The organism is Streptomyces sp. bgisy027 (genome assembly GCF_057710365.1).
Window position 1 is genome coordinate 40,512 of the sequence record NZ_JBYIVZ010000018.1, and the last position, 20,145, is coordinate 60,656.

Annotated in this window: 13 protein-coding genes and 4 pseudogenes; 3 read left to right on the forward strand and 14 right to left on the reverse strand. The window is 68.0% G+C overall.

Translation table 11 applies throughout. The features are described 5' to 3' along the window. Window positions 1-276: 276 nt before the first annotated feature. From AC3ETA_RS19965 to AC3ETA_RS20020, 12 genes and pseudogenes are all read right to left on the reverse strand, one after another. Window positions 277-2,397 (reverse strand): PQQ-dependent sugar dehydrogenase, encoded by a 2,121-nt coding sequence (locus tag AC3ETA_RS19965; protein WP_432194262.1) that lies wholly within the window; start codon window positions 2,395-2,397, stop codon window positions 277-279. Window positions 2,398-2,601: 204 nt separating this feature from the next. Continuing rightward, a complete protein-coding gene (locus tag AC3ETA_RS19970) occupies window positions 2,602-3,765 on the reverse strand; it encodes a sugar phosphate isomerase/epimerase family protein (protein ID WP_432194263.1) in 1,164 nt (387 codons plus the stop codon). Between the two features lie 56 nt (window positions 3,766-3,821). Then, a pseudogene (locus tag AC3ETA_RS19975) lies at window positions 3,822-4,488 on the reverse strand (alkaline phosphatase family protein); the annotation flags it as partial. Next, a pseudogene (locus tag AC3ETA_RS19980) lies at window positions 4,448-5,041 on the reverse strand (inositol-3-phosphate synthase); the annotation flags it as partial. The pseudogenes AC3ETA_RS19975 and AC3ETA_RS19980, both read right to left, overlap by 41 nt. Before the next feature lie 484 nt (window positions 5,042-5,525). Then, on the reverse strand, window positions 5,526-6,533 hold the full coding sequence (locus tag AC3ETA_RS19985) for a sugar phosphate isomerase/epimerase family protein (RefSeq protein ID WP_432194264.1): 1,008 nt from the start codon (window positions 6,531-6,533) through the stop codon (window positions 5,526-5,528). A 31-nt stretch (window positions 6,534-6,564) separates the two neighbouring features. Next, entirely contained in the window at window positions 6,565-7,782 is a 1,218-nt protein-coding gene (locus AC3ETA_RS19990) for a Gfo/Idh/MocA family protein (RefSeq protein ID WP_432194265.1), read from the reverse strand. Between the two features lie 89 nt (window positions 7,783-7,871). Further along, entirely contained in the window at window positions 7,872-8,921 is a 1,050-nt protein-coding gene (locus tag AC3ETA_RS19995; protein ID WP_432194266.1) for a substrate-binding domain-containing protein, read from the reverse strand. 102 nt (window positions 8,922-9,023) lie between these two features. After that, complete coding sequence (locus AC3ETA_RS20000; protein ID WP_432194267.1) at window positions 9,024-10,055, reverse strand: ABC transporter permease; 1,032 nt, start codon at window positions 10,053-10,055, stop codon at window positions 9,024-9,026. Beyond that, the gene (locus AC3ETA_RS20005) at window positions 10,052-11,575 is read right to left on the reverse strand and encodes a sugar ABC transporter ATP-binding protein (RefSeq protein WP_432194268.1); all 1,524 of its coding nucleotides are present in this window, start codon (window positions 11,573-11,575) and stop codon (window positions 10,052-10,054) included. The genes AC3ETA_RS20000 and AC3ETA_RS20005 overlap by 4 nt, the downstream gene beginning before the upstream one ends. A 290-nt stretch (window positions 11,576-11,865) precedes the next feature. Beyond that, window positions 11,866-13,047 carry an ROK family transcriptional regulator gene (locus AC3ETA_RS20010; protein ID WP_432194269.1) on the reverse strand — a complete coding sequence of 394 codons (1,182 nt, stop codon included), beginning with the start codon at window positions 13,045-13,047 and terminating at the stop codon, window positions 11,866-11,868. Between the two features lie 820 nt (window positions 13,048-13,867). After that, window positions 13,868-15,181, reverse strand: coding sequence for a nucleotide-binding domain-containing protein (locus AC3ETA_RS20015; protein WP_432194271.1), 1,314 nt, complete (start codon window positions 15,179-15,181; stop codon window positions 13,868-13,870). Between the two features lie 2 nt (window positions 15,182-15,183). Continuing rightward, a complete protein-coding gene (locus AC3ETA_RS20020) occupies window positions 15,184-15,726 on the reverse strand; it encodes an SLATT domain-containing protein (protein ID WP_432194272.1) in 543 nt (180 codons plus the stop codon). Between the two features lie 601 nt (window positions 15,727-16,327). On the opposite strand from AC3ETA_RS20020, the gene AC3ETA_RS20025 reads away from it, so the two are divergent. The 3 genes and pseudogenes from AC3ETA_RS20025 to AC3ETA_RS20035 form a co-directional block, all read left to right on the forward strand. Beyond that, the gene (locus AC3ETA_RS20025) at window positions 16,328-16,660 is read left to right on the forward strand and encodes a hypothetical protein (RefSeq protein WP_432194273.1); all 333 of its coding nucleotides are present in this window, start codon (window positions 16,328-16,330) and stop codon (window positions 16,658-16,660) included. Window positions 16,661-16,792: 132 nt separating this feature from the next. After that, window positions 16,793-17,593: a hypothetical protein gene (locus AC3ETA_RS20030; RefSeq protein WP_432194274.1), complete on the forward strand. Its 801-nt coding sequence runs from the start codon at window positions 16,793-16,795 to the stop codon at window positions 17,591-17,593. Between the two features lie 27 nt (window positions 17,594-17,620). Beyond that, a pseudogene (locus tag AC3ETA_RS20035) lies at window positions 17,621-18,010 on the forward strand (IS110 family transposase); the annotation flags it as partial. A gap of 12 nt (window positions 18,011-18,022) precedes the next feature. On the opposite strand, the pseudogene AC3ETA_RS20040 reads toward AC3ETA_RS20035, so the two are convergent. Then, window positions 18,023-18,340 (reverse strand): annotated as a pseudogene (locus AC3ETA_RS20040) (1,4-beta-xylanase); the annotation flags it as partial. A gap of 21 nt (window positions 18,341-18,361) precedes the next feature. After that, window positions 18,362-20,119 carry an amylo-alpha-1,6-glucosidase gene (locus tag AC3ETA_RS20045; protein WP_432194275.1) on the reverse strand — a complete coding sequence of 586 codons (1,758 nt, stop codon included), beginning with the start codon at window positions 20,117-20,119 and terminating at the stop codon, window positions 18,362-18,364. Window positions 20,120-20,145: the final 26 nt, after the last annotated feature.

Consider the following 20,145-nt stretch of genomic DNA (forward strand, 5'->3'; position numbering starts at 1 on the left):
CATCGAACCAGGCGACCGGAAGGCCGACCAGGCCCGCTTCGACCACGCCGTCTCCCTTGTCACCACCAACCCGCCGACCGACTCAACCCGGTCGATGTCGTCGACCTCGTCGGCCGACGGCCGCTCATCGTCCAGCCGCCATCCTGTGCCACCGCGCTCCCACGCGGCGGCACAGCCACAGTGGCGACGAGTCCCGACCTGGACGAAAGGTCCCTGGAGCGGCGACGGGGCGCCACCCTGGTTGGGTAGACGCCCCGCATCTGTGACTCCGCCAGGTCAGTCGGTCGGCGTCAGCGCGACCTCAGCACTGCCCGAGAGAGCCGGCAGGCCGTCCAGGGGAGAGTCTGTGTAGGTGGCGTTGAAGACCGCCTTCAGGTTGTCGGCACCGGCGTGACCGCCGTCCACGAACGTCTGGAACGATCCGGAACAGCCGTTGCTCGACGACAGCGGGTGGCCGTGTGAGTCGTGGCCGAGGATGAACGAAACAGTGACCCTCGAGCAGTCCACCGGCTGGTCGTCTGTGACGGTGACCTGCCAGGTGACTGTGTCACCCCAGTGGAACGCGGTGCCGCCGTGCGGAGCGGGGTCGGTGGTGAGCGAGACGACCGGGGCCTTGTTGCCGACCACCACGGGAACGGACGCTGAGGCCGAGCGGCCGGTGCTGTCGGTAATCTTCAGCGTGGCGTCGTAGACGCCGTTCTCGTCGAAGGTGTGCTTCGGATTGGCCTCCCTGGAGTCGACGGTGCCGTCGGCGTCGAAGTCCCAGGCGTAGCGCAGGGAGTCACCGTCGGCGTCCTTGGTGCCCGCGCTGGAGAACTGGACCGTCAGCGGGCTGGTGCCGTTGACCACGTCCGCGGCGATCTTGGGCTCCGGGGTGCGGTTGCCCCGCGTGAAGTCGATGCGGGCGAGCTGGGCCTCGGGCAGCTCCGCGAAGTATCCGGTGCCGTACTCCAGGACGTACAGCGCGCCGTCCGGGCCGAACTCGGCGTCGATCGGCCCGTCCGTCGTGATCGCGGGGATCGCGTCCTCGATCTTCTGAACCTCGTTCTTCTTGCCGAGGGTGATGGATTTCACCTGGTCGCGGGTCCACTCGTAAAAAAGCGGCTTGCCGTCAAAGTATTGGGGCCAGCGGTTCTGGGCCGTGTTGCGCTTGTCGTAGCGGTACGCGGGGCCGCCCATAGGGCCGATGCCGCCAGTGCCGAGCTCCGGGAATTCCTCGGAGGCACCGTAGCCGTAGACAATCTCCGCGTCCGTGACCGAAGGCAGCTTGCTCAGGCCGGTGTTGTGCCGCGAGTCGTTGCCCGGCTCGGCGCAGTCGAACGCGCCGCTCGACTTCTGGGTGGCGAAGTCGTAGTCCTGGTATGGCATGTCCTGGGTCACGCAGAACGGCCAGCCATAGTTGGCGGGGCGATCGATGACCATCCAGCGCCCCTGGCCTGCGGGGCCGCGGTCGGGGTTGGCCTGGTTGGCATCGGGTGAGTAGTCGCCGACGTAGACCTCGCCGGTCTTGTCGTCGACCGCGAAGCGGAACGGGTTGCGCAGACCCATGGCGTAAATCTCAGGGCGGGTCTTCGAAGTGCCCGGCGCAAAGAGGTTGCCGTCAGGTATCGCGTAGCTGCCGTCACGCTTGACCTTGATGCGCAGGACCTTGCCGCGCAGGTCGTTCGTGTTGCCCGCGGTGCGCCGCGCGTCGTAAGCGGGGTTGCGGTCGGGGCGGTCGTCAAGCGGGGCGTAGCCGTCGGAGGAAAACGGGTTGGAGTCGTCGCCGGTCGACAGGAACAGGTTACCCTTGTGGTCGAAGTCGATCTTGCCGCCGACGTGGCAACAGATCCCTCGGTCGGCCGGGACGTCGAGGATCTTCTGCTCGGTGCCGTAGTCGAGCTTGTTGCCCACGAGCTTGAATCGCGACAGCCGGGTGACGCCCTTGTATTTGGCGAAGTCCGCGGCCGTGCCGAACTGCGGCGCGTCGCCTTCGTTGACGCCCGGGGTGGCGGGGTCGTCCATGGGGGTGTCGAGGCGGGGCGAGTAGTAGAGGTAGACCCAGCGGTTCTTGGCGAAGCCGGGGTCGACGGCGATGCCCTGGACGCCCTCTTCGTCGTGCTGGTAGAGCCCGGCGGGGCTCTTCTTCATGTCGGCGGCAAGGAAGTTGACGCCGCTCTTGGGGTCGTGGATGCGGACCTCTCCGGTGCGCGCGGTGTGCAGCACGCGTCGGTCTGGCAGGACGGCCAGGGCCATGGGCTCGCCCGGGCGGTCGTTGAGGGTGACCTTCTGAAAGTCCGACGGAGACGGCGGAACGGGGTCTGATTTGGCGGCCTGGGCTGCGGGGAGGGGCAGGAGCCCGATGGCTCCGGCCAACGCAGCCGCCCCCACGAGGGTGACGATCCGTCTGTTACGCACTCAGAACTCCTTTGCTCCGGCCAGCGGGCGAAAAGGCAGGCAAAATACGTGAGTTGGACGCTAGGGCGACCACTTTCAACTCGTCAAGGACAAAGTTTCAACTTCCTTGATGAACTTTTATCCGGGTGTTTCATGCCGTTTCGGGCATGCCCGGGACCCGCCCAACGCCGCCATGACATCGGGCGGGCACCTAGTGACGCTCCGTCAGTTACAGGCGCGCAGGGCCGCGAGGTTGTCGTAGCCGACCTTGGCGAATTCCAAGGACTGGCCGGGAACGCTCGCGCTCGGTGCGTTGTCCTGCTCGACCATCGGGTTGTGGTAGTTCTTCGCTCCCACGCGAGTGAAGAACTTCCGGTAGTCGATGTCGCCCGTGCCGAACGGCACCATGTCGTAGCCCAGTCCGCTCTGGAGGTTGACCACGCCGTCCTTCGCGTGGAAGAGGGGGAAGCGGGGCGTGTTGCGGACCACGAGTGCGGCCGGGTCGAAGACGTCCTTGCGCTGTGAGCCGTCGTGGGCGGTGTACGTGTGGAACTTGTACTGGGCCACGTGCGCCCAGAAGACGTCCAGCTCCAGATAGACGCTCTTGCGGTCCGTCGCCTTCAGGAAGTACTCCAGCTTCCGGATACCGGAGCTGCGGGTCGGCCGGCCCTGGGCGTCGAGCGGGCCGCCGTCCAGCAGGAAGTCGTAGGCGGCGTCGTGGTTGTGGGTGTAGAGCTTGATGCCCTCCTTGCGGGCGATGGTGCCCAAGGTGTTCCACTTCTCGGCGGCCACGTCCCAGTCGGCCCGGTAGGCGGTGTTGGTGGGGTCGGCGCCGGTCCCCATGTGCTCCATTCCGAGGATGTTGGAGATCTCCAGGAAGCGCTTGAAGGTGTCCAGGTCGGACGCGGTCAGCGGCCAGGAGGGCGGGATGAAGCCGTGGCTGCCCTGCGCCCGCAGGCCGTACTCGTCGAGCCACGAGCGCAGCAGCTTCGCGCCCTCGATGGTGCCCAGATTGGCGCCGCCGGGCGCGTTGGCGTGCTGGCCGTAGCCGGCGAACTCCACCTGGCGGTAGCCGAAGCGCGACAGTTGCCGGAACACCTCGCGGAAACCGGAGGGCAGGTCCGAGGCTAGCGGGTCGCGGCCCACGGCGTCCCGGACGGTGTAAAGGATAATGCCGCGCTTGTGCGGCGGGACCAGAGCGGAACGGCCCCGGTCTTCGCCGACAGCCTCCGCGCCGCCCTGCGCCAGCGCGGGCGTGGCGCCGAAGACCGGGGCGGCGATTGCCGCGGTGGCGGCGGCGGTGCAGGTGCTGAGGAAACGGCGGCGGCTGACGCCGAGCGTGCGGCGCAGCGCGTCGCCGGTGACGGCTTCGTCGTTGAACGCTGTCACAGAGGTTCTCGCTTTCGTTGTCAAGGTGCTGCGGGTGCCTACTGACGGCGGGCGGCTCAGGAGAGGCCGGCGAGCCGCAGTAGCAGGGGTTTCATTTCGGTGGCCGCAAGGCGGCCGGATACAGCGCGGGGGGTGGAGCACAGGACGAGTGGATCTTCTTCGTCACTCGTGGGGAGGCGGCCGTGGCTGCCGCGGATGGCTGACGGGTCAAGGGGCACGACGGCGAAGCGGTAGCGCATGCCGAGCCTCTTGCGGGACACCGCATTGGCCGCTTTGAGCCGCGCGTAAGGGTCTTCGCAGGTGAATTCCGGGTCCTGGGTCCTGCGAATGTAGACGTGGGCGATCTGATGGGTCGGCGACAGCGAAAGCGCGGGAGGCGTGGACCTCAAGCAGACCGGCCCTGCGCGACGCGCGGTTGATGTCGACGGAACGGCTCACTCGGGTGATGCCGTACTCGGACAGAGCGACAACCGTGCGCCCCTCAGCACGGGCGTCTTCGAGCAACGGGCCGCTGACAGAGTCGAGTTCGGCAGCGGCGCAATGTGAGCGGGGGTCGTCGGGGCCGTAGCGCTGCAGGTCGTAGTCAAGGTGCGGCAGGTAGCACAGGGTCAGATCGGGCCGGCGGGTGGCCATGACGTGGCGAGTCGCGTCGGCGATCCACTGGCTGGAGACGATGTCCGCGGGCCGGTGTGCGCAGCCCGGTGGACGCCGTGAAGTTGACGTAGGAGCAGCCGGTTCGCACGGCGGCGGCTGCGTAGAGGGGGCTGGGTGGCAGTCGAACGGCGTCGGGCGCGGGCAGTGGCTCCGTGGAGGAGAGGTTGACGACGACCACACGTGCCAGTGCGTTGCGTGCGCGGAAGGTGGTGAGGGCGGCGGCGAAGTCCGCGATGAGTTCCTCGTCGCTGCGAGTGTCACCGAGGAGCGGGCCGCCGAGCCGTATCTCCTCGTCCGCGGCCTGGAGTTCGGCGCGCACGGCGAGGACGAGCCAGTGCGGCAGGACACCTGCGTCGGTGAGGTGTTCGGCCCGCTTGGGCAGCGGGTAGTTGGCGGTGTCGTGACCGCCGAAGACCAGCGAGGGCAGGGACGGCAGGCCGGTGCCGTCGAACGGCGGAGTCTCGGTGACCATGCCAGTCGGCGGATGCAGCCCGGCGGTGATGGCCGCGCATCTGGCGACGGCGGTGGTGGCCACCAATCCTCGGGCTCCGACGAACCAGACACCGGTGCGTGCGGACTGCGCGCCGCCCCGGGGCTGCGATGTGCTCCCGTCGTTTTTCACGGGTGCCTCCCTGCCATGTCGATGTTCCGATGCGGTTGGAGGACGGTGGGCGGAGGCGCGGGGCTGTCCTCTCCACCCACCGTCGGCATTGGGGCGGGCTTTGGCCGCGGCCTAGGAGGGCGGCGCGGTTACGGCGAGCGGGTCGGCGTCGAGAAGGCCTCAGGTGAGAAGTGCGGGGACTTCAGCGGCGCTTGGCCGTGGGCTGTGCACGGATGTCCTCCGTCGTTCGGTCGCACGAGCGGTGAGCTGTGCAACCGGTGGGGTTTGCGCCGTCACGGTCGAACCACCGTGTGGCGCCTGTGCACGAGACGGGACCGTAGTCCCGTTCGTCCTCGACGGAAAGCCTGTGTGCAGAAAGAAGTCGAACTTTTTCCAGATCCAGGACAAAGGCGGGTCCCGGTAGCCCGGACCGGCCCGGCGGCCTTCCCGACGCCGGGCCTTCACCTGGTTGGGTCCAGGGAGCGAACGTTCCGTGTCAGGGTCCCTAGTTGTCGCCGCCTCCGAAGGCGGCGTCGAACGAGGCCGAGGGCGGGTCGAAGTCGAACCGCTTCAGATGGGCGAGTGCTTGCGGCGCGCCGGTGAGGCGGTCCATGCCGGCGTCCTCCCACTCCACGGAGATCGGCCCGTCGTAGCCAATGGAGCGCAGCATCCGGAACACGTCCTCCCAGGGGACGTCGCCGTGTCCGGCGGAGACGAAGTCCCAGCCGCGACGCGGGTCACCCCAGGGCAGGTGGGAGCCGAGCCGCCCGTTGCGCCCGTCCAGACGCTTGCGGGCCTCCTTGCAGTCGACGTGGTAGATGCGGTCGCGGAAGTCGTAGAGAAAGCCGACCGGGTCCAGGTCCTGCCAGACGAAGTGGCTGGGGTCGAAGTTGAGCCCGAAGGCCGGCCGGTTGTCCACCGCCTCCAGCGCGCGTTTGGTGGTCCAGTAGTCGTAGGCGATCTCGCTCGGATGGACCTCGTGGGCGAAGCGGACGCCCTCGGTGTCGAACACGTCCAGGATCGGGTTCCAGCGCTCCGCGAAGTCCTCGTAGCCGCGCTCGATCATGCGTTCTGGCACCGGCGGGAACATCGCCACCAGGTGCCAGATGGACGAACCGGTGAAGCCGACGACCGTGTCGACGCCGAAGGCGGCCGCGGCCCGCGCCGTGTCCTTGATCTCGGCCGCGGCCCGCCGGCGTACACCCTCCGGCTCCGCGTCGCCCCAGATGCGGGAGGGCAAGATGCCCTGGTGCCGTTCGTCGATGGGTTGGTCACAGACGGCCTGACCAACGAGATGGTTGGAGATCGCCCAGCACTTCAGACCGTACTTCTCCAGCAGGGCATGCCGATCGGCCAGGTACGACGAGTCCGCCAGGGCCTTGTCGACCTCGAAGTGGTCTCCCCAGCAGGCGAGTTCGAGGCCGTCGTAACCGAAGTCGCGGGCCAGGCGGCAGACCTCCTCCAGCGGCAGATCGGCCCACTGGCCGGTGAACAGGGTGAACGGGCGTGGCATGGTGCCTCCGAGCGTGGTTCCTGCCGGATTGCTACCGGACTTCGGCCTCGACGGCCTGGACGGGGGTGTAAACGGAGTTCTTCTGCGCGCTCTCCTCCACCGCGGCGAGCACCCGCTGCACCTGCAGACCGTCGGCGAACGACGGCAACGGGTCGGTGCCGGACGCGATGGCCTCGACCAGGTCGCGGGCCTGGTGGACGAAGGTGTGCTCGTAGCCGAGCCCGTGTCCCGGTGGCCACCAGCCCTCCAGGTACGGGTGCTCGGGCTCGGTGACGAGGATCCTGCGGAAGCCGGCCGTGGCGGCGGGCTCCCGGTGGTCGTGGAACGACAGCTCGTTGAGCCGCTCGAGGTCGAAGGCGAGCGAACCGAACTCGCCATTCACCTCCAGCCGCAGGCCGTTCTTACGCCCCGACGCCATCCGGGTCGCCTCGAACACGGCGAGCGCCCCCGAGGAGAACCGGCCGGTGAACACGGCCGCGTCGTCGACGGTCACCGGACCACGGCGGGTGCCGCCGGAACCGGTCAGACCGGCCGAGGCACCGTCGAGGCGGGGGCGCTCCTTGACAAAGGTCTCCATCTGGGCGGAGACGCCGACCAGCGCATCACCCGTCAGGTACTGAGCGATGTCCACGATGTGCGCGCCGAGGTCGCCGAGCGCCCCCGACCCCGCGTGCTCCCGCTGCAACCGCCACGTCAGCGGGAAATCCGGGTCGACCAGCCAGTCCTGAAGGTAGCTGACCCGCACGTGGCGCAATGTACCGAGCCTGCCGTCGCCGATGAGCCGACGGGCGAAGGTGAGGGCCGGCACACGGCGGTAGTTGAAACCCACCATGGCCAACTGCCCACGCGAACGGGCCGCTTCGGCGGCCGCGACCATGGCCTCCGCCTCGGCGACCGAATTGGCCAGCGGCTTCTCGCACAGCACGTGCTTGCCCGCCTCCAGCGCCGCGATCGCGATCTCCGCGTGGCTGTCGCCCGGTGTGCAGATGTCGACGAGTTGCACGTCGTCGCGAGCGATGAGGGCGCGCCAGTCGGTCTCCGCCGCGGCCCAGCCTTGCTTGTCGGCAGCCGCCCGCACGGCGTGCGCGTCGCGGCCGGCGATCGCGGCCAGCACCGGCCGCAGCGGCAGGTCGAACACGTGCCCTACGGTGCGCCACCCTTGGGAGTGCGCGGCGCCCATGAACGCGTAGCCGACCATGCCCACGCCGAGTGCCGGCGGTGCGGTCCCCCGACCGTCCCTCTGTTCCATACGGGTTCCTCCTTGTCGGAGTGTCACTGACTCATCGGTGTGCTCGTGGGACACCAGGGCCTGCGCCAGGCCCTGGTGTCCCGGACCGGTCAGATGAAGCCGGTCGGCAGGTACTGGTCGACGTTGTCCTTGGTGACCACGGCCGAGTAGAGGGTCAGCGAGGACGGGATCTCGAACTCGGCGAGCCCGCCGACGCCCTTGCCCTGGCCGAGCGCCCGGGCGAGATCGATGGCGGAGGCGGCCATCGTCGGCGGGTACAGGACCGTCGCCTTGAGCACGCCGTTGTCGGACTTGATGGCGTCCATCGCGGACTTGGCACCCGCGCCGCCGACCATCAGAAAGTCGTCGCGGCCGGCCTGGTCGATGGCGCGCAGCGCGCCGACGCCCTGGTCGTCGTCGTGGTTCCACAGCGCGTCGAACTGCGACTGGGCCTGCAGGAGCTGGGCCATCTTGGCCTGACCGGACTCGACCGTGAAGTCGGCCGCCTGGCGGGCGACCTTGCGGATGTTGGGGTAGTTCTTCAGGGCGTCGTCGAAGCCCTTGGTGCGCTGCTGGGTCAGTTCGAGGTTGTCGAGGCCGGCGAGTTCGACGACCTTGGCGTTCTTCTTGCCCTTGAGCTGTTCGCCGATGTAATGGCCGGCGTTGAGGCCCATGCCGTAGTTGTCGCCGCCGATCCAGCAGCGGTACGCCTGCGGGGAGGCGAAGACGCGGTCCAGGTTGATGACGGGGATGCCCGCTCTCATGGCCTGCAGGCCGACTTGGGTGAGTGCCTTGCCGTCGGCCGGCAGGATCACCAGGACGTCGACCTTCTTGTTGATCAGTGTCTGGATCTGGCCGATCTGCTGGGCGGTGTCGTTCGAGCCCTCGGTTATCTCCAGCGTGACGTCGGAGTACTTCTTCGCCCGGTTCTTGGCGTTGTCGTTGATGGCGTTGAGCCAGCCGTGGTCGGCCTGGGGGCCGGCGAAGCCGATGGTGACGGCTTTGCCGGGCTTGTCGTCCGCGACCGGGGCGGCGTTGTCCGCGGCCTGGTCCTGGTTCTTGGGTTCATTGCTGGTGCAGGCCGTCAGCAGTGCGCCGGCGGAAACGGCTGCGGTGCCGAACAGCAGTGCTCTGCGGCTGGTGGCGGGGGTTCTTGCCATGGCGGATCGACCCTTCGACTGGGCGGTGTGCGTCAGATGGAGGAGGTGGGGGTGCCGGACGGCGGTGTCAGGGGCCGCCGTCCGGCGGTGCGCTGCACGGCGTCAGGCGTCGCCGCCGTGCGGTGAGCGGCGCTGGACCAGGACGGCGGCGACGATGATGGCGCCCTTCGCGATCTGCTGGACAGCGGTCTCGAGGTTGTTCAGAGCGAAGATGTTGGTGATCGTGGTGAAGACCAGCACGCCGAGAACGGAGCCGACGATGGTGCCGCGGCCGCCGCTGAGCAGGGTGCCGCCGATGATCGCCGCGGCGATGGCGTCCAGCTCGTAGAGGTTGCCGTTGGTGTTCTGACCCGAGCCGGCAAGCACGATCAGCATGAACGCGGCGATTCCGCAGCACAGTCCGGACAGCAGGTACAGGTACAGGCGCTGGCGGCGGACGTCGATGCCGGCGAGGCGTGCCGCCTCCGCGTTGCCGCCGACCGCGACGGTGCGGCGGCCGAAGGTGGTGCGGTTGAGCAGCAGCCAGCCGATGACGGTGACGCCGGCGAAGATCAGAACCAGGGGCGGGATGCCGAGGATGTAGGAGTCCCGGGAGCCGAGATCGAGCACCGACTTGACCGTCACGACCTGGGTGCTGCCGTCGGTGATCTGCAGCGCAAGGCCCCGCGCGGAGGCGAGCATGGCCAGCGTTGCGATGAACGGCACCATCCTGCCGTAGGCGATCAGCAGCCCGTTCACGAGACCGCAGCCCACGCCGACGATCACGGCGGTGAAGAGGATGCCCGCGAAGCCGAACTCCTGTGTGGCCACGGTCGTCGCCCATACCGAGGCGAGCGCCACCATCGCGCCGACGGACAGGTCGATCCCGCCGCTGGTGATGACGAACGTCATGCCGACGGTGACGACGCCGATCACGGACGCCTGGGTGAGGACGAGCTGCAGATTGCTGATCGCCAGGAACTCGTTCGGTGCGGTGACCCCACCGACGGCGATGAGGGCCGCGAGGACGCCGAGCAGGGACAGTGTGCGCATGTCCCACCGCAGCCACGATTGGCGCGAACTCTCCTGCTCGCCCGCGGACTTGGCTGCGGACGTCGGCGCTTGTTTCTGCGCCCGAGTGGCCGGCTGCGTCATGGCGTCAGGTTCCCTTCCATCACAAGATCGAGTACACGGTGCTCGTCGAGCTCCCGGGCGTCCGCCGTGTGCACGACGCTGCCATCACGGAGCACCAGCACCCGGTCAGCAAGACCCAGGACTTCGGGCACCTCACTGGACACGAGAAGTACGGCCAGGCCCTCATCGGCCAGCCGGCGAATCACTGCGTAAAGCTCCGCCCGAGCACCGATGTCGACGCCCCTGGTCGGCTCGTCCAGCAGCAGCACCTTGCAGCCGCGCAACAGCCAGCGCGCGAGCACCGCCTTCTGCTGGTTGCCGCCTGACAGCGTCCTGATCGCGGCATCGGGATTGTCCGGGCGAAGGGACAGTTCCTGAACCGCCTGGTGCGCCGCGGCTCGCTCGGCACGCCGGTCGATCCAGCCCGCGCGGGCGAACCGGGACAGCGTGGAGACCGACACGTTGCTGCTGACGGACTCCAACATCAGCAAGCCCTGCGCCTTGCGTTCCTCGGGCGCGAGGCCGATGCCGGCACGGACGGCGGCGCGCACGCTCCCGGGTCGCAGAGGGCTGCCGTCAACGAGGACACGACCGCTGTCGGGCTTGCGAGCCCCGTAGATCGTCTCCAAGATCTCGCTGCGCCCGGATCCGACGAGCCCTGCGAGACCGACGATCTCACCGGGCCGCAGCTCCAGATCGACCGGCGCGAACTCCCCTCGCCTGCTCATCCCTTCGACCTTCAGCACCGGCTCCCTCTCCGCGGCGAACCCGGCCTCGGGCCGCTCGGGGAAGACGTACTCCACATTCCGCCCGGTCATCAGGGCCACGACCTCATGGGTCGGCGTCGACTTGGCAGGCAGACCACCCGCGACCGACCGACCCTCCTTCAGAACCGTGACTCGGTCGCCGATGCGGCGGATCTCCTCAAGCCGGTGAGAGATGTAGATGACGGCGACCCCCTCAGCCGTCAGGTCGCCCACGACCCTGAAAAGGTTGTCCACCTCTTCGGGGTCGAGCGCCGCCGACGGCTCGTCCATCACGATCAGCCGTACCTCGTGGGACAGCGCGCGTGCCATCGAGACGATCTGCTGCTGCGCCGCGGACAGGTCACCGACGAGCCGCGAGGGATCGATCTCCGAGTGCCCGAGACGTTTCAGTAGCTCCGCCGTCGCCGTACGGGCGGCGGAACCGCGCACGACGAACCCCGCGGAGGTGAGTTCGTGCCCCAGGAAGACGTTCTCGGCGACGGACAGCCCCTCGATCAGGTCAAGTTCCTGGTAGATGGTGGCGATACCCAGACGCATAGCGGCGATCGGCGACCCCAGGGTCACGGGCTCGCCCCGCCAGGTGATTTCACCACCGTCGGGCTGGTGGGCTCCGGCGATCACTTTGATCAAGGTGGATTTACCGGCGCCGTTCTGGCCGAGGAGGCAATGGACTTCACCGGCCTGGACCTCTAGGTCCACACCGTCCAGGGCGCGGACGCCCGGGAACGACTTGGTGATGCCGGACATGGTGAGCAGGGGTGGTTGTGGTGCCATGAAGGATCCCCTCGGCGGGTGTGGTCCGTGAGCGGGCAGGCTGGACAGGGTGGTTCGGGTGCGTGGGCAGCTCTGGGGAGCCCCTGGCGTAGTGTGCGCCGGGGCGTACTGCTTGAGCGGGGGATGGCCTGACGGCCATGCGACCAGTGCGGTGGCCGGAGCCGGTCACTGCAGCGTCGTGCGGTGGTACGGCTGGCTATGGGGTTGCGGCGATGCCATGGGGTTATGGCGATGCCATCGGGTTGCGGTGGCACTCGTGGTGATCCGTGTCCGACAGACCCTCGTAACGGTCAGGCTGGTGAGAAGACGTGATCGCTGATCAGTCGGGCCGCGCCGATGACTCCGGCGGTCGGCCCCAACTCGCCCAGCACGATCGGTAGGTTTCGTGTGGCCAGCGGCAAGGACTGCCGGTACACCTGGGTCCGGACACTGGCGAGCAACGTATGGCCGAGCCCCGTCATACCACCGCCAATCACGACCAGCCCCGGATTGAAGAAACTGACAAGCCCGGCAATGACTTGGCCCAGCCGCCTCCCGCCCTCCCTGATCAGCTCCAGAGCCACCGCGTCCCCCGCCGCCGCGGCAGCCGACACATCCGCGGCTGTCAGGCGCCCGGCCGTCTGCAGCCGAGCGGCGAGCTCCACCGACCGACCCGCACGCGCGGCCTCCTCCGCATCACCGGCCAACGCGGCACCGCTGAAGTGCGCCTCCAAGCAGCCTCGGTTGCCACACGCACACGCACGGCCTCCGGGTTCCACCGGGATATGACCGATGTCGCCGGCGCTGCCCGTCGTTCCTCTGTAGACCTCGCCACCGACCACGATCCCGCAGCCGATGCCGGTGCCGATCTTGATGCACAGGAAGTCACGCACGGAACGTGCCACGCCCGCGTGCTGCTCTCCCACAGCCATCAGGTTCACGTCGTTGTCGACCATGACCGGACAGCCCAGTTCCTGACTGAGCGCCTCCCGCACCGGGAAGCCGTCCCAGCCCGGCATGATCGGAGGTGCGACCGGAACACCCTCCGGAAATCGGACTGGGCCCGGGACCCCGATGCCGGCGCCGTCGAAGGCCTCCGCGATACCGGAGGCCTTGAGCTTGGCAGCCATCGACAGCACCTGCTCGAAGACCGCCACCGGCCCCTCCCGGACATCCATCGGATGGTTCAGATGCCCCAGGACCTCCAGCTCCGCGTTCGTCACAGCAACATCGATCGACGTGGCACCGATGTCGACACCGAGGAAGCGCAGCGTCGGCGCGAGCCGAATGTTGTGCGACCGCCGGCCACCCCGTGAAGGGGCGAGCCCGTCCGCGACAACCAGCCCCGTCTCCAGCAGCCGGTCCACCTCGACAGCGAGCTTCGAACGCGACAGGTCCACCAGATCACCCAGCTGGGCGCGGGAGTTGGGACCGCTGTTACGAAGTAGACGAAGCAGCCGCGCCTGATGCGTGTTCTCAGGTCGAGCAGTCATACGTCTCACGAACCCCTCCCCTCGCCCCAGGCCGGTACCCAGGTGTCTGTCTCCGTCGGCGAAGTCGTCTGGCTTCCGGAATGGAACGTAGCAGTGATTTGTCGAAACGAGAAGGACTTAGAACCAAGAACGACCTAACTTCTTCCACTCCAAGGACAAAGTCTACGTGGATCTCCACTCGAAGCCGTGCACGTGGTCGACGGACCGAGCGGGTGTGGACTCAGGCCCGTCCAGCAGTGGCGAGGTCGGCGCCAGGCCGGTACAGGACGTGCCGTACATCGCGGGTGCTCCGACGCTGTGCAGCATCTGGCCGCCGGCGGCCGGCAAAGACATCGGCATCCCGGAGGTGGTGCAGGAATCCGGACCGCCGTGCTCCGACGGCCGTCCCCGCATGATGGGCGGTCAGGATTCCTTTCGCGGCTTCCAATCTGTTCGCAGCCTCGGGAGCATGCCCCGCCCAGGCGTCGGCCCCGATGGCTTCCCGACATCGATCCGAGCAGACCCTCGTCGTAGTTCAGGTAGCGGGCGACGTCGACGCCTGGCGGGCAGACCTCGTCGAGCGCGACGTCGCCGACGAAGTTACTTCGTCGCGGAGCAGGTCGACGACCTGCTCCGCGGACCTGCTGGGACCGCGGAACGCAGCTCAGTCGCGCGGCCGACAGAGTCCCGCTCCCGCGAAGGCCATCTCCGCGTTGAGCAGAGGTCCGGACATAGCAGCGAGAGAACTGCTCGTGCGTCAGTCCTACGGGCGAAAATGGGTCTGATGCGACGAGACCCCAGTAGGTTCGTCGGGCCCTCGTCGCGCTCCGAGGATCGGTTCCTACAAGATATTCGCCGACTTGACGCTCGTGTTACTGACCGGCACGTCGATCCGGTCCCGAGCGACGACGACGCCGTCCTTGACGACGTAGCACTCGACGACGTGCTCGCCCTTGAAGTCCGAGCGCTCGATGCGGACTCCCCGCTTGCTCGAGTCGACGATCTGGCCGCGGATCTTGTCCCGCCGCTCGGCTTCCGGACCACGATTGAGCACCTTCCACTTCAACGTGTAGGGCTCCTCGACCGAGCAGTTGGTGACCACGAACCTCAAGCTCTTGTCGGCCTTGAGCAGAATCCCGCCGCGACGCATCGCGCGAAGCCAGGTCGGACGCCACCCGGCCTGCGTGACCTCGCAGTCGATGGACACAGTCTCGGACACGTCGACCGAGAACTCATCCTCGATGAACTCCTCGGTGTCTCTGAACGACCGGGACGGCTCGCTCGCGCTCTTCGCCAGCGGCACCGACGTGCCGAAGACCTCGCGCCACTTCTTGTTGGCGGACGTCTTGCCTTCGTCCGCGATCGCCTTGAGGCATCGGGTGTACGCCTTCTTCGCCTTCGACTGGAACTTCGCCTTGACGTAGACCCGCTGCCGGCTGCCCAGCGCCAGGTAGTACTCCTGCTCTGACTGATCCTTGAGGAACTCGAAGAAGTCGCGGGCCATGAGGTCGAAGGAGCCTGTGCCCGCTGCATCGTAGTCGTCGGTCTGGTCGAAGAAGTTGTAGACGAGGGTGTCGATGAGCAGGCCGCCCATGTTTACGCCGTTCGCGTTCTTCCAGGCCCGTGCCATCCGGGCGAGGTGGCGCATGTTCGTCGATGTGCGGTCGTTGCATTCCTTGGTCGCGGCGATCTCCTCGCGCGGCTTGGTGACCTTCCAGCCCTCAGCCTTCGTGTCCGGGTAGTCGAAGCTGCCGTCGGCGATCTCGAATGCTGGCTGGACCTCGAACTTGAAGGCGTTGGACGTGAACCGCACTCGGACGACACACTGGTCGACGCGGATCTCAGTGTTCTTGTACCGCGCCTTGAGGTCGTCGCGGACCCTCTCGAGAATTCTCCGCGGGCCGGTGTCCCCGTCGTAGCTTGACCGGATCCCGGGCGGGAGGATGAAGATCATGTCGAGGTCGGACACTCCCTTGATCGCGGTGTGCCGACCGAACGATCCGACCATCAGCTTGTAGTCGGTGCAGCCGTCCTTGTCGCGGAAGTCCTTGTTGAGCGCCTTCGTGATCTCGTCCCGCCGTGAGGCGACCGTCGTGGCCGTCTCCCCGACCTTCAGGTTCTTGAGCAGTGTTTCGAAGATCTCTGAGGTCTTCATCGTCATGCCTCGCCTTCGCCGAGCCGGAGCGCCTCCGGGAGGAAGAGGTCGATCTCGCGCGAGGTGAACGTCATCTCCTCGTTGTTCTGCAGCCCGCCCTGGGCGCGCGCGAACGCCCTGCTGCTCGTCCTGGGTGCGTCGGCGTAGGCGTCGCGCGCGGCCTGCTGCAGCTCGTCCCGCCGCTCTCGGCCCTCCGCGTCGGAGACGGTGCCAGACATCAGGTCGGCGATGAGGGAGATGTAGGACTCCCGGACGTCCCACAGCCGAGAGGCGATGCCGCGGTGGGCCTCGGACTCCTCCTCGAACTTGAAGGTCTTCGTCCCAAGGCTCATCCAGCTGACCAGGAGCGCGATAGAAGAGGTCGCAAGGCTCGTCAGCACTGCGTTGCCGAGCAGGCCGACCACCGCGGCAAGGAAGGTGCCCGAGCTGATCGCGGTGAGAGCAATGAGGACGCCCTGCTGCCACCGGTGCTTGGTGAAGCAGATGTCCGCCTGCTTCTCATGGGTCTTGTGGCTGTAGACCACGCGCCCGAAAGCCTCTCGCATCTGCGCCAGAAGGTACGGGTCGCGGTCAGGCACCACGTCGCTCTCGGGTGTCAATTTGTTCCTACTCGGTCGAGGACTCCTGGACATGCGCCCGAAAGTCAGTTGCACATCTTCATGAGTATGGCGGCGACCACTGACACTCCGACCGACTCGAGCTACCTCCCGTTCAGGCCGCGCTCGATCCGGCCCGCCCCCCACCCTCTCCTGCTCCTTGCAGGCAGAGGAAAGCGGCGGACACGATCCCGCGGAACCGTCGCCCTCCTTCTCCGCGGCGGCCCCGCGAAGCTCCTGGCTCCAGGCCCGGGCGAGAGCGAGGCTCGGAGCAACTGGTGCTGATCCGGGGCGGACCGGGGCCAGACCTGACAGCTCGCCGACGCCCGTGCCGCGTGCACGGTCGCGATTCCGCAGGCAGCGACCACCCGGGAGCCCCCTGCGTCGTGCCACGGTACGGCCCGCGAGGCGTCGGCCGGTTGGCAGCCTGTGGGTTTCAGTACCAGTACCTGCGCACGCTCGAAGCGATGTTGACCGCATCGGATCAGGACGGATCCACGGCTGCCGGATCGAGGGGTTCGCGGACACGACGTCGACCGCAGCCATCGACGTGGGCGACTTCGACCTTGTCGACAACGACGGCGACTGTTTACTCGCCGCGCAGGTCAAGAGCGCTTCGCCGGGTCGACGGGTCAGCGCCCCGGACGCGTTCACGATCCTTGCCGAGCTGGTCAGCAAGGTCGAGGCCGAGCGGTACGAGCTGATCACGGCTGCGCTGCCTGACCGCATCTGCCGGGCCCTGGCCACGATCCTCAATGCTCCGCCCGCCGACCCCCGTCAGCACGGCTGGCGCAGCTGCTGCAGCGGTCCTCCTCGGCCACAGCCCGCCTGTCGGCCCTGTCCGAGCAGGACATGGAACGCCTTACCCGCGCCCGGGTCGTAGTGGACGCCCGCAAGGTGGAGGGCATCTCGCCAGGACCTGCACGAGCGGCTGCGAGAGCGGCGGGCCTGCCATCGTGCCGGTCTCGGCAGCCGCTCGGCGGGGCTGATCACGGGGCATCTGGTCGCTGAGATCATGCGCCGCGCGGCCGACCCGCACCAGGCGTACTGGGCCATCGCCGACTTCACCGACGCCGCACCGGTGGAGGACGACGTGTTGGTGCGCGCTCTGGGACGCCAGGACTGGGGCAGTGTGTTCGGAGATCGCCGAAACCCGTGCCCCGTCCGCCCCGCGCGACCGGTAGGTCAGCTCCTGTGTCCTGTCCGGGCTGTCGGGCATCGGGAAATCGAGCAGGTCCGCGAGCTGCTGGCGGCACTGCCCCGGCGCTGGCTGCTCGTCTTCGACGACGCCACGCCCGACGGCGCCATGCCCCGCGTCGCCGTGTCCCGGATGAGCCACGCCCAGGCGATCGAACTCCGCACCCGCCGCCTTCGCCTGGACGAAAAGACAGCGGCCGTGTGGCGCGACGACCTGGACGCGCTGTCCGAAGCGCTGGAGGGATGGCCCTTGGCCATCGAGCTGGCCTGCGGATACATGCGCACCTGCCAGATCCCCGTCGAGCGTCTGGAACACTTCCGTATCCTCCTGCTCGATCGGGCCCTGGCCGACAGGAGATCCAAACCCGCCGGATATCCACGGACCCTGGCCGCCACCGTCGAGCTGAGCCTTGAACGCCTGGCCCACAACACCTCCGCCGACGACGGCGAGTTGCCGAACCAAGTCCATGAAATCCTCGGACTCCTGTGCAACTTCGCTGCCCAGCGAATTCCGGTGCACCTGGCGATGGCCTGCGCGTTCATCTCGCCCGACATCGTGCCCGCGGGTAAGGTGGTCAGACCGTGCCCCTGCTGGTCGGCGGGAAGGCCAGACCGCTGATGGGGTGGCGTGCCCGCCGGGCATGGCGTGAGCACTGGTTCCGTTAGGGAGCGCGCGAGTCTTCCGCAGACTGCACCAGCAAGCGAAGTACCCGACCAGGAGAGCAAGTTGCCGTTCATCGGCGATGACTGGGCCGAGGACCACCACGACATTGAGGTCCAGGACGCAACCGGCCGGAAACTGGCCACTGCGAGGCTGGCCGAGGGCGTGGAAGGTATCGCCAAACTCCACGAACTTGTCGCGAAGCACGGCGGTGACATCCTCGGCCCCGGCCAGGTGGTGGTGAGCATCGAGACCGACCGTGGCCCGTGGGTGCAGGCCCTGGTCGCTACCGGCTACCAGGTCTACGCGGTGAACACGAGGCAGGCCGCCCGGTTCAAGGAGCGGTACGGCACTTCGGGCGCCAAGAGCGACAAAGGCGACGCCCGCCCGCCCGCCGGGGATCGCGCCGGCGACGTTGAGCAGCCACGGCTCGGACCAGGTGACCAGGTCCGTGGACTCCCACACGACGAGGTTGCGGCTGCCGTCGTTCTGGGCGCCTCCCCACGACTGACCGCATCCGATGCACAGCTCGGTCGCGACGATCCAGTACTTGGCACCGTCGGGAGCTCTGACCAGTGAGGGGTCAAGCACCCCACACGTGCCCACCATGGAACGCAGGGCCATACCGCCGCCGTTGAGGCCGGTCCGGTTCAGGCCGTCCCTGCTGTGCGAGAAGTAGATCTGCTGGCGGTCGCCCCCTCCCCCGATGGGGTTGCCCACGGGCGCTCAGCCGCCGTTGTGCGCGGCGGGTTCGGTGCGCCGGAGTTCGTGGGCTGCGGCGAGGAGGAGGTAGGCGGCGGCGGTCCAGGTGTAGGCGCGGTCGCGCAGGCCCTTGCCGGTGAGGGCGTCGAAGTTCTCGGCGAATCCGTGGCTTTCGCACAGGGTGCGGAAGCGGACACTGATCTCGTCGGCGAGACGGTCGTGGCCGGCGCGGCGCAGGCCGTCCTCGATGAGGACGGTGGCGGGTGCCCAGATCGGGCCGCGCCAGTAGCCGTCGGAGAGGTAGTGGGGTGAGGCGGGATGTTCGGTGGCCAGGCCGTGCTGGGTCAGATGGGTCTCGATCCGGGTGGCCAGGGCTTTTCCTATGTTCTCGGGCAGGTGCTCGCCCAGCACGATCGGCATTAGGTACAGCAGGCTGGAGCTGTGCCAGGTTTCCGCGCTGTCGACGCCACGGGCCACGAACCGCTCCCCCGTCCACAGCTCGTCCAGCATCGCGGCCTGGGTCGTCTCGGCGGTCCGTCTCCACCGGCCGGCCTCGTCGGGAAGTCCCAGTTCGTCGGCCAGGCCGGCGAGTTCGTGGAGTTGGAGAACGAGGAAGGCGGCCAGGTCGGCGGTGACGATCACCCGCTCGGGGTCGAAGGTGGTGGCGTTGTCCCAGCCGCTGTCGTTGCCGTGCTGGTAGTGGGGCAGGGCGGCATCCGGTGCGCGGCGGGCGGCGAGCCAGAACTCGGTCCACCGGGTCAACCGGTTGTATATTTCCTTCAGTTCGGCCTGATCTAGGGGTTCGGGAAGGCGTCTGCGCAGGTGGCACAGGGTCCAGCCGTGGATGGGCGGTTTGACGAAGTTGTAGAGGACTTCCGAGTGGGTCACCGAGTCGGGCAGGGCGCCGGTCTCGTCCTGGTGGTCGAACGGCAGGGAGAACTGGTCCCAGGCCAGGGCGGGTGCTCCGGGTGCCAGGGCGAGGGCGTTGAAGCAGTGGTCCCAGCTCCAGACCTTGTCCATCCAGTGCTTGGACATCAGTACCGCCGGCCGGGTGACGAGGGCCGCCGGGCGGACGGTGGCCGACCACATTACGTACGCGGCGAGTTCGGCTGCCGGGGTGCCGGACGAGCGCCAGGGGGCGACCGCGTCGGCGAACGCGGCGAAGGCCTCCTCAGCCGCGGCCACCACCTCGCTGAACGCCGTCCGGGAGGTGTAGGGGCGGCGCGCGCTGTCCAGTTCCTCGACAGCCGCTTCCCAGGTTCCGTCGGCCTCCGCGGTGATGGTGATGCCGCGTTCCGCGGGCCCGAGGGCCTGGGCGCCGGACGTCTCGGCCACGGAGCCCGACAGCACGGTGATCCTGTACCGGCGCCCGGTCTCGTACGAGGTGAACACGTGGGCTCCCGCGACCGGGTCACGGTAAAAGTAGGTGCCCGTGAACGGGGTCAGCGTGTCCGCCACCGCAGTGACGTGCAGGCCGAGCCCCTCTCCTCGAAGCCGGACGGTCTCCGGGGAGGCGTAGGCGAGGCCGATGCGCCCTTGCGTGCCGGTCCAGCTGAGCAGACCAGGAGTCGCTTCGACGTGGGTCGCGGCCCGGTCGCCAATCGTCGTGTCGAGGGGTGTGAAGCGCAGGACCGCGTGCATGCCGTTCTGGTGCGACACGAGGTGGAGATCCTCGGAGCATGTCTTCTCCGCGAGCACCGGGGAGATGCCGAACCAGGAGCCGTGCGTGCTGAACGGGATGTCGTGGAGGGAGAAGGCCGGGCCGGATCGGGCGGCGGTCATCAGTCGTTACTCATTTCTCGGGCAGT

Coding starts and splice junctions, on each gene's coding strand:
- AC3ETA_RS20010 (WP_432194269.1), bottom strand. CDS start 13,047: ATGACTGCTCGACCTGAGAACACGCATCAGGCGCGGCTGCTTCGTCTA.
- AC3ETA_RS20020 (WP_432194272.1), bottom strand. CDS start 15,726: ATGCGAGAGGCTTTCGGGCGCGTGGTCTACAGCCACAAGACCCATGAG.
- AC3ETA_RS19990 (WP_432194265.1), bottom strand. CDS start 7,782: ATGGAACAGAGGGACGGTCGGGGGACCGCACCGCCGGCACTCGGCGTG.
- AC3ETA_RS20015 (WP_432194271.1), bottom strand. CDS start 15,181: ATGAAGACCTCAGAGATCTTCGAAACACTGCTCAAGAACCTGAAGGTC.
- AC3ETA_RS19985 (WP_432194264.1), bottom strand. CDS start 6,533: ATGCCACGCCCGTTCACCCTGTTCACCGGCCAGTGGGCCGATCTGCCG.
- AC3ETA_RS19995 (WP_432194266.1), bottom strand. CDS start 8,921: ATGGCAAGAACCCCCGCCACCAGCCGCAGAGCACTGCTGTTCGGCACC.
- AC3ETA_RS20005 (WP_432194268.1), bottom strand. CDS start 11,575: ATGGCACCACAACCACCCCTGCTCACCATGTCCGGCATCACCAAGTCG.
- AC3ETA_RS20000 (WP_432194267.1), bottom strand. CDS start 10,055: ATGACGCAGCCGGCCACTCGGGCGCAGAAACAAGCGCCGACGTCCGCA.
- AC3ETA_RS20045 (WP_432194275.1), bottom strand. CDS start 20,119: ATGACCGCCGCCCGATCCGGCCCGGCCTTCTCCCTCCACGACATCCCG.
- AC3ETA_RS20030 (WP_432194274.1), top strand. CDS start 16,793: ATGCGCCGCGCGGCCGACCCGCACCAGGCGTACTGGGCCATCGCCGAC.